At 26.8% G+C, this 11,963-nt stretch carries 11 protein-coding genes; 4 read left to right on the top strand and 7 right to left on the bottom strand.

Features of this window, described 5'->3' with window-relative positions; genetic code table 11:
* Position 1: 1 nt before the first annotated feature.
* The 7 genes from MARPI_RS02765 to MARPI_RS02795 form a co-directional block, all read right to left on the bottom strand.
* Complete coding sequence (locus MARPI_RS02765; RefSeq protein ID WP_014296075.1) at positions 2 to 1,753, bottom strand: V-type ATP synthase subunit A; 1,752 nt, start codon at positions 1,751 to 1,753, stop codon at positions 2 to 4.
* Positions 1,743 to 2,327 (bottom strand): V-type ATP synthase subunit E, encoded by a 585-nt coding sequence (locus MARPI_RS02770; protein WP_014296076.1) that lies wholly within the window; start codon positions 2,325 to 2,327, stop codon positions 1,743 to 1,745. Before MARPI_RS02770 ends, MARPI_RS02765 begins: the two co-directional genes overlap by 11 nt.
* Positions 2,320 to 2,634, bottom strand: coding sequence for a V-type ATP synthase subunit F (locus MARPI_RS02775; protein ID WP_014296077.1), 315 nt, complete (start codon positions 2,632 to 2,634; stop codon positions 2,320 to 2,322). The genes MARPI_RS02770 and MARPI_RS02775 overlap by 8 nt, the downstream gene beginning before the upstream one ends.
* 2 nt (positions 2,635 to 2,636) lie before the next feature.
* Entirely contained in the window at positions 2,637 to 3,071 is a 435-nt protein-coding gene (locus MARPI_RS02780) for an ATP synthase subunit C (protein WP_014296078.1), read from the bottom strand.
* A gap of 322 nt (positions 3,072 to 3,393) precedes the next feature.
* Positions 3,394 to 5,250 carry a V-type ATP synthase subunit I gene (locus MARPI_RS02785; RefSeq protein WP_014296079.1) on the bottom strand — a complete coding sequence of 619 codons (1,857 nt, stop codon included), beginning with the start codon at positions 5,248 to 5,250 and terminating at the stop codon, positions 3,394 to 3,396.
* A gap of 4 nt (positions 5,251 to 5,254) precedes the next feature.
* A complete protein-coding gene (locus MARPI_RS02790; RefSeq protein WP_014296080.1) occupies positions 5,255 to 6,295 on the bottom strand; it encodes a V-type ATPase subunit in 1,041 nt (346 codons plus the stop codon).
* Positions 6,296 to 6,312: 17 nt separating this feature from the next.
* Positions 6,313 to 6,633, bottom strand: a complete 321-nt coding sequence (locus tag MARPI_RS02795; RefSeq protein ID WP_014296081.1) for a hypothetical protein — start codon at positions 6,631 to 6,633, stop codon at positions 6,313 to 6,315.
* A gap of 257 nt (positions 6,634 to 6,890) precedes the next feature.
* Here MARPI_RS02795 and MARPI_RS02800 point away from each other — a divergent pair, with 257 nt between their 5' ends.
* Genes MARPI_RS02800 through MARPI_RS10620 form a run of 4 tightly spaced genes read left to right on the top strand, consistent with a single transcriptional unit; the run spans position 6,891 to position 11,884 of the window.
* A complete protein-coding gene (locus MARPI_RS02800; RefSeq protein WP_014296082.1) occupies positions 6,891 to 7,661 on the top strand; it encodes a metallophosphoesterase family protein in 771 nt (256 codons plus the stop codon).
* Between the two features lie 58 nt (positions 7,662 to 7,719).
* Entirely contained in the window at positions 7,720 to 9,186 is a 1,467-nt protein-coding gene (locus MARPI_RS02805; protein ID WP_014296083.1) for a GGDEF domain-containing protein, read from the top strand.
* Between the two features lie 2 nt (positions 9,187 to 9,188).
* Positions 9,189 to 10,454 (top strand): amidohydrolase family protein, encoded by a 1,266-nt coding sequence (locus tag MARPI_RS02810; RefSeq protein ID WP_014296084.1) that lies wholly within the window; start codon positions 9,189 to 9,191, stop codon positions 10,452 to 10,454.
* 2 nt (positions 10,455 to 10,456) lie between these two features.
* Positions 10,457 to 11,884 (top strand): sensor domain-containing diguanylate cyclase, encoded by a 1,428-nt coding sequence (locus MARPI_RS10620; protein WP_014296085.1) that lies wholly within the window; start codon positions 10,457 to 10,459, stop codon positions 11,882 to 11,884.
* Positions 11,885 to 11,963: the final 79 nt, after the last annotated feature.

An 11,963-nucleotide genomic window follows, 5' to 3' on the forward strand; every position in this document is an offset into this window, starting at 1 on the left:
CTTAATCATGATAGGTACTTTCAAGTTTTTCAAAATGTTCATCAAGCATCTTTTCAATACCTTCAAATTCTTTTATTTCCTTTATTTCTTCCTTCATAGTTAGTAACTTTGATATTATTTCAGGTGGTAAAACCTGACTTAATGCAATAGACCTATCAACATATTTCTTTGCCTTTTGATACGTATCCATTATTATTTTTAATAAATAATATTGTTTTTCAAGCGGACAATAAGAATCAACCTCGCTAAATGCACTTTGCTGCAATATACCAATTTTTATCATCTTAGCTATTAAAACCGTTAATTTCTGATTATCTGGCAATACATCTTCACCAACTATTTTAATAATTTGTTGTAATCTATCATCTTCTGTAAGCAGTTTCATTGCTTCATCTCTATATTCATTCCAATCGGATTTCACATTTTCTTTAAACCAGTCATTTAAATCTTCCGTATATTCACTATAACTCGTTAACCAGTTTATCGATGGATAATGTCTTGAATATGCAAGGTTTTTATCCAATCCCCAAAAACATTTTACAAATCTTCTTGTATTTTGAGTAACTGGTTCTGAAAAATCACCACCGGGAGGAGAAACAGCCCCTATAATTGTTATAGAACCTTTTGTTCCGTTAAGATTTTCGCTAATTCCAGCACGTTCATAAAATTGCCCTATTCTTGATGCAAGATAGGAAGGATAACCTTCTTCAGCTGGCATCTCTTCAAGTCTTCCTGATAACTCCCTAAGAGCTTCAGCCCATCTTGATGTTGAATCTGCCATAATCGCAACATTATATCCCATATCTCTAAAATATTCTGCAATTGTAATTCCAGTATAGATGGAAGCTTCCCTTGCTGAAACAGGCATATTAGATGTATTTGCTATTAATACAGTTCTATTCATTAAAGGTGCTCCTGTTCTTGGGTCTTTCAACTGTGGAAATTCTTCTAAAACTTCTGTCATTTCATTTCCACGTTCTCCACAACCAATATACACTATAATATCAGCATCTGACCATTTTGCCAATTGATGTTGCGTAATTGTTTTTCCAGTACCAAAACCTCCTGGAATAGCTGCAGTTCCACCTTTACTTATTGGAAAGAATATATCTATTACACGTTGCCCTGTAACTAATGGTATTGATGGTTCCAATCTTTTTTTTACAGGTCTTGGAACCTTTACAGGCCATTCTTGATATAGTTTTATTTCATGAATATTTCCATTATTATCCTCTATTTTTGCAATTATATCTGTTACTTTATAATTTCCATCATTTACAATTTCAACGATTTTACCAGATAAATTTGGGAATACCATTATTTTATGGACAAGATGTTCTGTTTCCTGAACCTCTGCAATTACTTCTCCACCTTTAACCAAATCCCCTTGTTTTTTTATTATCTTTACTTCCCAGTATTTATTGGTATCTAATCCAAATGCATCTATTCCTCTTCCTATAAACGATCCAGACTTTTTTATCAACTCATTTAAAGGTCTCTGTATTCCATCATATATACTGCTTAACAATCCCGGCCCAAGAGCTACAGATAACATTTTCCCTGTAGATTCCACAGGTTCTCCAGGTTTTAACATAGATGTCTCTTCATATACCTGTACTGTAGCAATATCTCCATCTATCCCAATAACTTCACCTATTAACTTATAATTACCAACTCTTACCATTTCATTCATAAATAAAGTTTTTGCATCTTTTACCTTAACAACAGGACCATTTATTTCTTTAATTTGCATTTAAATCACCTACCTCTTCTAAAACAAGAGTGAATATTTCGCCCTTTATTTCTTCAATATATGAATCTATTGTGTTTCTTATATTCACCTTTTCACCTTTTAATAATACTCCACCTTCAATATTTGAATCACCAATTACTTCGTGATCCATTACAAAAGACTTTACAATTTCAATATCATCGGGATTACATAAGACAACATATTCTTCATCTATTAAATTTTTTGCTTCTATATATAATTTTTGATAAAAAAACTTTTTTCTTTTGGCATCAAGATTATATAAATCTTCCTTAACCTTTTCTAAAATCCTTTCTAAAAACTTATTTTTTAAATATGTATTTTCTTGATTTAATTTTAATTCCACTTTTGATTTTGCTATCTTTATTATCCTTTCACTTTCAAATTTCACATCTGAAAGCCTCTTATTCTTATATTCTTCAATTTCCTTTTTAATCTGTTTTTTATACTCTTCTAATTTTTCATCATATTGTTCTTTCATTGATTCGTATTCAACTTCAAAATCTTTTTCTAATAAATTTATCATTTTATTTAATTTATTCTCTATACTACTCATGGACTCTCACCCCAATTGCTTCTTCAACATACCTGGTAATAAAGTCTTTTTCACCACGCCAACCGTGTCTATCGGGAATTACAAAAATCAAAGGTAATTTACCTGATAATTTATGATTTTTTAGCTCCTCAGGTATTTTATTTGCAGCAAGTTCAGTTATTAAGATTACCCCTATTTCTTTATTTTCAATTGCATTATTAAATTCTTTTAATATCTCTTCACGTTCATGAACAACAACACCATTGACACCACTTAATCTCAATCCTATAGATGTGTCAATATTATCGCTAATAAGAAAGAATTTCATTGTTAAATCCTCCCAAGAATCATAATAGTAACAATTAATCCATAAATTGCTATACCTTCAGCAAGACCAACATATATCAATGTTTTACCCAACAATTCTGGTTTTTCACTAATTGCACCAACTGAAGCAGCACCTACCATACCTACACCAACACCTGCACCAATAGCTGCAAGTCCTGTTGCCAATGCGGCACCAACAAGACCTAATCCAAGGTTGTTATTTGTATCTGTTACTGCTGCTTGTGTAGTTCCTTCAGCAAATACATTTGTTGGGAAAAGTCCTATTACTGCAAACACTAAAATAGCCACAAATAAAGCTATGTTTCCGGCAAACACCTTTTTAGCGAATAATCTAGCTTTTTCTGGATTTTTTGAAAAGTAAAAACCTGCCCATACTGTTGAAATAACTAAAAACATCAATGAGATAACATATGCCATAACTAACACCTCCGTGATTTTAAAATTTAAATATATTTTTAATAATTAAAAATAAAAGTTCTTTTAGATAGTGAAATTTTTTAGTTTGTATTTATTATAAGAAAATAGTTAGAATAATGTGAGCGAAAACTTGAAAATTCCCGAAAAAATTCGAAGTGGAGCCGGTCAAAATCACACGGATGTGATTTTGAGTGAAGACGAACATGGATGTGAGTCTGCAACGACCGGCAGGAACGAGAATTTTTGAGGATTAGAATTTTCTACCGTTTGAGCGAACATTATTCGTACTATTTTCTTCATATTAACCTTTAAAAAAATTTTACTAAAATTTATATTTTATAGGATTAAATTCCTTTCCATCACCTTTAAAGAATCTTGTAAAAAATTCATAATACTCAAGCCTCAACGTTTGAATAAATACTACAAGACCTTCAAGAACGATTATTATTATATTTCCAAGCAATAAAATAACAAATGACGATACGGGATTATTTGTCATTTTTGCCATCATATAAAAAGCCAAAAACAAGCCTGCATGATTCATTGCAAAAGCACCAAGCCTTATAAATGAAAGCGTATTACTCAAATATCCCAATAATACTTCAAATAAATCAAAGAATCCCTGAACAATTTTCTCTCCAAATTTCCCTTCTTCAAATAAAATACTTCTTAAATATATTAAAACTACTAATGTAATTATGAATATATAACTTATTTTTGGAAATACCCCATTTTTCATCATATAGAATACTGAACCTAATAATATCCAATACAAGGCTATTCCAGATATACCATTTGGATCAAATAATAAAAAGCTTTTTTCTCCACGTCTAATTCTATTTGCTATATTTAAAATCATTGCCACAGTTATAATTGCTATACCAAAATACACAGAAAGCAATAAGAAATAATTTATATTATCCATAGGACGTTTCCACAATGGATGTATAATATCTTCAAACCCAAAAACGCTTCCATATAAAACTCCAAATAGCATTGAAGATAACCCTGACGCACCTATTACATAAAACAAATCGGAACCTTTCTTTTTATATAACCAAAAACCTAATGCCGAAAGTATAAAACCATGTCCTACGTCACCAAACATCATTCCATAGAAAAACAAAAACATTAAAGTTATTAACGGCGTTGGATCAATTTCATCACTTGATGGAACACCAAACATTTTCACAATAAATTCAAAATGTTTGAAAAATCCCTTATTATTTAAAATAGTTGGTGCTTTATCATTAAATGCATATCTTAAAAGTAATATGTAATCATTTGTATTTACATGTTTTTCAAGTTCTTGATATGTTTCTCTGGTAGTCCAACCAGATATTACAAAAAAGTTTTCTGTAAACTTAACATTTTGAGCAAGATCATATATGTTTTTTAGAACAAATATGTAATCAAAATATTTGTATATAAATCTTCTATTTTCGAAAAATATCTTCTTTTTTGCCATATTTAGCATTTCTATTTCATACTCAATGGACTTGTATTCATCATATAATAAAAGTAATATGTCTTTTGGATAACCTGCATAGTCTTCATTAATCTTATATTCGACAAAATTTGCTATGGATAAAATCTTTTCTATTTTTAAATTGGAATCATATATTATAAAAACCCAGGTATTTACCTCATCCGAGTCAAGGATAATGCTTATTATATTCTCCTTTTTTATACTGTCACAAAACCTTTCAAAATAAAGCTTATTTAATTTTCCTATCCTATATTTTAAACGTTTCATTTTTTTTAGATCTGATACATCTATATCTATATTTTTCAATTTTTCAAATAATTCAATTTCCTTTGACAAAATTTCTTTTTTTTCGCTTAACTCTGACATTTTATTTGATATATTTTCCAGTTCTGTATTCAACTTTTCTGAAAAATTACTTATTTCATCCTTATCTATAATCATAGGGAAATCTATTTCTTTAACTTTTGGTTTGGGGGTTCTATTTACACTATTGAATATATTCATAAAATCATCATATATCTGTTTATATGGATTTTCTTTTTCTGTTTTCAATTGTTTTAATATTTTTTTATCTATTACCTTTTCAAGAGGAACTATTTCTATATTATTAGAATCGAGAATCTTTTTTGAAATAATTTCCAATTCATATTTATTGGATATTATAGTGAATGGTATCATTTCTTTTTTCATCTTATTACACCCCCATTAATAACAAAAACTCTTTAATCTTTTCATTTGGCAATTTATATCTTTTTCCTTCAATTAATGTTATTAAATCCTTATATTCATATTCCCTTATATACAAATATCCACTCATTACATCAAATCCATTTTGTGTATGAGATATTAGCTTCCTTGATGATTTCAACAAAATTCTTTCACATAACCTTTCAATAATATATGGAAAAATTTCCGGATCAATATTTTTAAAGAATTCACCATATTTATTTTCAGTTAATTTTGCAAGAAATTCATCTGTATTGGAAGCATTTGCAAGTTCTCTTAATTCATCCTGAGTTAATCTATAATGTATAGGCATTAGAAAATTCAAAACCTCTTCTGGAGACAACTTAAATAATATTCTTGAACGATATATCCACTGTATATTAGCAAGATCCATTTGTTCATAGAAAAGATATTTCAAGTTTTTTCCAAACATTGGCATTAAACTCAACATCGATTTCATATTGGTAAAATACCAGAAATCAAAAGCATTAAGAAGATATTGAATTTTTCCATTCTTTTGATAATTACTGTAAGCAGGTTCAAATATGGAGCCATACACACTATTTTTAAATACATTTAATGCATCATCAAAAGATTTAATAGTAAGCAGGGTATCTGTGGATATACTCTGGTGGTATAAGGGGAAGAATTTCTCCTCTGTAATATATTCAGGATGTTCAGAATGCAGGGAACGAAGGATAAATTTTATATTTTCTATTTCAAATCTCTTTTCCATTAATTTGAAGAATCTTTGACCTTCAACTGGAAGATAGAAATATATATTATAAAAATCTTTTAAAATTGCCTGTCTTATAAGTATTTCTACATCTCTTCTATGTAGTTTTGAAATATCCACATTTTCAAAATATTCTTTGTAATGTGTATTTGCTTTAAGATATTCGGTTACCTCTGTAACCGTTTCTGTATTTATCAAATTATTAAAGTCTTCCTCTGTCAATATTTTTGAATGCAAGACTTTAACCTTTGACATTAGGGCTGGAAATTTCAAGGCTATCATCTCCAATTTTATTTTATTATAATTTTTTCAATAATTTTATTACTAATCTCATCTATATTATCATTTAATTTATCATACCTTTCTTTTAATTTTTTGATATCGTTTTCAAGCGTTTCAAAAAGCTTTTTTTCTTTTTCCTTTGCAGAATTTATTATTTCTTTACATTCGTTTTCAATCTCTTGGAATAATTTTTCTTTTTCATTGTCAATATCTTTTTTCTTTTTTTCAAAAAGCTTTTTTAATTCCTGTTCAGCAGTTTCCAATTTTTTAGAATGTTCAACTTCAGCATTTACAAGTTTTTTAACTATTTCTTCTGGGGAATATTCCATTTTTACACCTCCTTCTGTTATACATTATACTCCTTTAAAAATTAAAATAAAAATAAAAATATGGATTTTTATAAATAGATATTATTAAGAAAAAATTAAAGATATAATCTGTCATATTTAATTATATCTCATTGAAAAATCTAAAAACGTGATTTTAATCCTTGATTTTTTTTAACGCGTCTGATACTTTAATTAATATAAAATAAACTTTTTATGGATATAATTAAAATAAAGTTAAAATAGAAAGGAGCAAATTAATGAAAATAGCTTTTATCTCAGATATACATGCAAACTTAGAAGCTTTTGAATCTGTTTTAAAGGATATTGAAAAAAAAGAAATAAATGAAATTTATTGTCTTGGAGATATAGTTGGCTATGGTCCAAATCCAAATGAAGTTATTGAAATAATTAAAAATAAAAATATTAAATGTGTCAGAGGAAATTATGATGATGCAATAGGATTTGAAAAAGAAAGCTGCGGATGTGCATATAACCCTGGAAGAGAAACAGAAGTTGGTGATGAATCGATAAACTGGACTATAAAAAATACTTCAAAAGAAAATAAAAAATTTTTAAGGGAATTACCATTATATATGGAATTTGAAAAAGAAAATCTCAGATTTTTTCTAACCCATGGTAGCCCTTTTGATAATTTATTTGAGTATATAAAACCTTCTGATAATGCAGAAAAGTTCATAAAAATATCCCGGTATAATAATTCAGAAATATTTGTATTTGGTCATACACATTTAATGATGGCAAAACATATTAATGGAAAAGTTATACTTAACCCTGGAAGTGTAGGAAGAACAAAAGACGGGGAACCCTTAGCTACATATTTAATTATGGATATATTCAATGGCATTTATTTTTATGAATTCATTAAAGTAAAATATAATGTAAAAACTACCATAGAAAAAATTGTAAATGTTGGATTACCTGTTGAATTAGCTGTTGTTTTAGCTTTAGGAAAAACATATAATATGGGAAAAGCTAAAATTAATTCAAGAATTGGTTTTAGATTGTAATCTATTATTATAATAATATTAATATAATTATTTTAACATTAAAATAAGGGGGCCCGTTATGAAAAAATTTCTTACCTCTTTACTTCTTTTTATGGCATTGCTTTTTTTTGTTTCATGGTTATTTCTACCAAGAGGATATGTTTTAAAAGATTGGAATATTGAAGTTCCATTTTATAAAATTCTTGAAACTCCAGATAAAATAACCTTAGAAACAACTTTTAAAAAAGTTGATTATAATTCTTTGATAATCCCAAAAATAGCGGGAACAAGAATACAGGTTTTTATCAATAATAATATGATATATGATTTTGGAAGCAGTTCTGGAAATCTCTGGAATAAAGCTTTTCTTGTACGTTTCAACAAAAATATATTAAATGAAAATAATACTTTAAAACTTGTAATTGAAGGTGCATATGATTATGGTTTAAGATATTATCCATATTTGGTTTCAGAAAATGTAGCCAATAAATATTATTTATTGATAAAAATATTCAACGAAGATATTTACCTGATAATAATTGGTAGTTCTTTAATTCTCGGTATTATTTTAATACTTTTATCCTATAGAGAAATTAATAGAAAACATTTCTTTTTTCTCGGGCTATCTCTAATATTTGTGGGTTTATATTTAATAGATTTCCATACACGTGTAAGCAATGGAAGCTTAATGCAATATTTTATTTTAAAGAAAATACTGATAACTTTTTCTTTTCTAAGTTCTCTATATATAATGCAAAGTGTAGAATTCTATATTTACAGCTATATAAAGGATAAATTTTTAATTATATTAACATTTTTAGCTATTTTGATAATCTGGGCCACTCCTAACTTTTATATATTAAAAAAGGTCTATGACATATCCAATTTAATAATTATTTTAAATCTTTTGGCAGCGGTATTTAGAATACATCAAAACGCTTTAAACCTTTATTATTTTTCAACATGGTTTTTGCTCTTTACGTCATTTCAATCAATTATAGTAGTATTATTTAAAATAAATCAACCGGTAATCTTTAATTATGGTATGTTAATTGTAAGTTTAAGCTATGGTTTTCATCTGGTAATTAATTATAGACTTCTTGCTGAACATAGTAATAAAATGTATAAAAAAGCTATCATGGATCCACTTACCAATGCATATAATAGAAGTTTTCTTGAAGAAATTCCACATAAGGGGAAATTAGTATTAATAGACCTTGATGATTTAAAAAAGATAAATGATGAATTTGGCCATAAAAAAGGCGATGAAATATTAAAAGAATTTGTGGAAATTGCAAAAAACAATCTGAGAGAATCAGACTATGTAATAAGAATGGGCGGAGATGAATTTATATTAATTATTAATGCCAAAAATGCTGAAAATATTATAGAGCGTATTAGAAATATTTTTAAAAACAAAACTGGTTATGACTTTTCATATGGTATTTCTGATTTTAAAGAATTCTATACTTCTTTTGAAGAAGCTGATGAAAAAATGTATATAATGAAAAAAAAGAAAAAAAATTCAAATGTTAAAGAGGGATAATTATGTATTATTTCAATGAAGATGGAAAATTCATATATAAAAACACTAAATTTAATAACAAAAGCTTTGCAATTCCAGTGGTTACAGATACACATATGCATATATTGGGATTTGGTGAAAAACTTTTAAATCCTGACCTTTTACATATGAAAGATAATGAAATAATTGAGCTAATTCTAAAAAAAATAAATGAAGCACCTGAAAAAATCATTCTAAGAGGTTGGATGAATACAAAAATAAATATTGGTATGCTGGATAATATTACCAAAGATATTCCTATTATTATGATAAGAAATTGTGGTCATATTGCTTTAGTTAATTCTAAAGTTTTTGAAGATATTGATTTTAAAAATAAAGAAAATATTGATGTAAAAACCGGATTAGTAAAAGAAAAAGCACTTGAAGAAATTTATAATAAATATGGCTATTTTTCTGATATTAATAAAGCATTTTCTACTGCAAAAGATTATCTATTAAAACGAGGATATGGTTATATACATTCTGATGATTTACACGGAATTGATATAAATGAACTTCCACAAGATGAGGAATTATTTATATATGAAAAAATAGCTGTAAATAATTTTGATGAATTAATTCAATTAAATAATAAGAAAATATTCAAAAAATATAAAGCTGTAAAAGTTTATATAGATGGCTCTTTTGGAGGAAGAACCGCATATTTAAGAGAAGTATATAATGATAATAAAAATACATACGGTATATTAAATTGGAAAAAAGATGAACTTAAAAAGGTGATAGAATTTTGTGAAAATAACAATTTACACCTTGCAATGCACGCAATAGGAGATAAGGCTATAGATATTATTCTTGACTCTTTTGAGGAATTAAAACCTGAAAAATGGCATAGAATTATTCACGCTTCAATGTTACATGATGAACAAATTGAAAAAATTAAAAGGTTTAAACTTATTTTAGATATGCAACCGCAATTTATGAAATCCGATGATAAAATGTTAAATGAAAGATTAGGAAATAGAAAAGTTCTCACATATAGATTTAAAGAAATTTATAATCATAATATTCCTATGTTCTTTTCTTCTGATGCACCAGTTGAAACACCAGATTGGGTAAGAGATGCAAAAATCTTAAATTTCTCAGGATTACCCATGGATTATATTTTAAAGACAATAATCTATTCGCCAAAATTAATTGACAGTAAAGATAGAAATAATGGTTATATTATCTTTAAAGAAAATCCTTTAATTAATTTAACCTATCCTGATGAAATTCAAAGGGAGTTTTAAAGATGTTATTGTATTTTATATCTGTTGGAATAATTCTAATTATTCTCCATCTTTACTTTGTTCGAAAAAGACATGAACAATTAAACAACATTATAAAAGATGCATATAAGATTCTTGATATGCTACCGTTTTCCATTGTTATACATGATAAAGAAAATATACATTATAACAACTTAGAATTTAAAAAAATGATTGGAAAAGATATTAATACAAGCAAAGAGTATATTGAACTCTTTCCTGAATCTGAAAGAAAAAAAATAATAGAAACATATGAAGCGTTAAAACAGGGAAAAGAAGTTCCAGATAGATTTAGAACCATTAACAATAAAATTTATTATTTAAATACACAAAAAATAGATGTATTTGGAAAACAATTATTTCTAAGTATCTATAAAGATATGACAGAAATAATAAAAAAAGAAAATGAATTAAGAGAATTTAAGGAAAAAACAGAAATATTAAATGATATCCTTAAACTTTCATATTCAACAGATTTTGATCTAAAAAATGACATAGGAATAATATACAATTATTTGAAAAAAATAAATATGATAGACCTTTTTGGTGTTTTTAAATATGAAAAAGAAAATGGTTATTATGAAGAATTTATATATTACAATAACGTGTTTTATAATGGAATTCTAAAACCCACACCTGATTTGGCCCTTGAATATATTAGAAAAAACAATATGAAAGAATTAGATGTGCCAATATTCAATAATGAAATAAAAATCGGCAATAGAAAATACATACTAAATCATGAAATATTTAAAAATAAAATATTTTATTCCAGAATATTTTTATACCATTCCGGCGACAAAAATGCTTCTGCAATCTTTATATTTGGCAAAAATAAAGCCATTTCGGAAGAAGATAAAAAATTAATCTCACTAATTATGAATCAGATATATATTACATTTCAATATAAAAGAGTTATAAAAAATTATAATGAAGAAAAAGAATACTTTAAAAGTATTGCCAATAAAGATCAATTAACAGGATTATATTCCAGATACTTCTTTAATGAATGGATTATAAAACATGTAGAATACCTGAAAAGAAGTCAGAAAAACTCTGTTTTTGTGATGATTGATGTTAATGAATTTAAAAAAATAAACGATACATATGGGCATTTAACTGGTGATAAAGTGCTAAAATACGTAGCAGAAAAGATAAATGATGGAATAAGAAAAATGGATATAGCTGTTAGATATGGTGGTGACGAATTTTTAATTGTTTTTCCAGAAACGGATATAAATCATATAAAGAAAAAAATGAATAAAATTTGTGAAGATATTCAGAATAATGAATTTGATTTTGAAGTTGGAATCTCTTACGGAATATCTGAATTTTCAGGCGAAGACTACCTTGAAGCATTAAAAAAAGCCGATAAGGAGATGTATATAATGAAAGAAGCAAAGGATTGTTAAGTCCTTTGCTTTTTTTATTTTTTTTGTTATAATATATTTGAATGATTATTCAATTATTCAAATAAAAGAGGTGAGAAAA

The sequence above is a fragment of the Marinitoga piezophila KA3 genome (assembly GCF_000255135.1).
In the GTDB taxonomy this organism is placed as follows: Bacteria; Thermotogota; Thermotogae; order Petrotogales; family Petrotogaceae; genus Marinitoga; species Marinitoga piezophila.

What these genes read in the sequence shown, in the direction of transcription:
- MARPI_RS02765 (WP_014296075.1), bottom strand. Translation starts at nt 1,753, where the DNA reads ATGCAAATTAAAGAAATAAATGGTCCTGTTGTTAAGGTAAAAGATGCA.
- MARPI_RS02770 (WP_014296076.1), bottom strand. Translation starts at nt 2,327, where the DNA reads ATGAGTAGTATAGAGAATAAATTAAATAAAATGATAAATTTATTAGAA.
- MARPI_RS02775 (WP_014296077.1), bottom strand. Translation starts at nt 2,634, where the DNA reads ATGAAATTCTTTCTTATTAGCGATAATATTGACACATCTATAGGATTG.
- MARPI_RS02780 (WP_014296078.1), bottom strand. Translation starts at nt 3,071, where the DNA reads ATGGCATATGTTATCTCATTGATGTTTTTAGTTATTTCAACAGTATGG.
- MARPI_RS02785 (WP_014296079.1), bottom strand. Translation starts at nt 5,250, where the DNA reads ATGAAAAAAGAAATGATACCATTCACTATAATATCCAATAAATATGAA.
- MARPI_RS02795 (WP_014296081.1), bottom strand. Translation starts at nt 6,633, where the DNA reads ATGGAATATTCCCCAGAAGAAATAGTTAAAAAACTTGTAAATGCTGAA.
- MARPI_RS02800 (WP_014296082.1), top strand. Translation starts at nt 6,891, where the DNA reads ATGAAAATAGCTTTTATCTCAGATATACATGCAAACTTAGAAGCTTTT.
- MARPI_RS02805 (WP_014296083.1), top strand. Translation starts at nt 7,720, where the DNA reads ATGAAAAAATTTCTTACCTCTTTACTTCTTTTTATGGCATTGCTTTTT.
- MARPI_RS02810 (WP_014296084.1), top strand. Translation starts at nt 9,189, where the DNA reads ATGTATTATTTCAATGAAGATGGAAAATTCATATATAAAAACACTAAA.
- MARPI_RS10620 (WP_014296085.1), top strand. Translation starts at nt 10,457, where the DNA reads ATGTTATTGTATTTTATATCTGTTGGAATAATTCTAATTATTCTCCAT.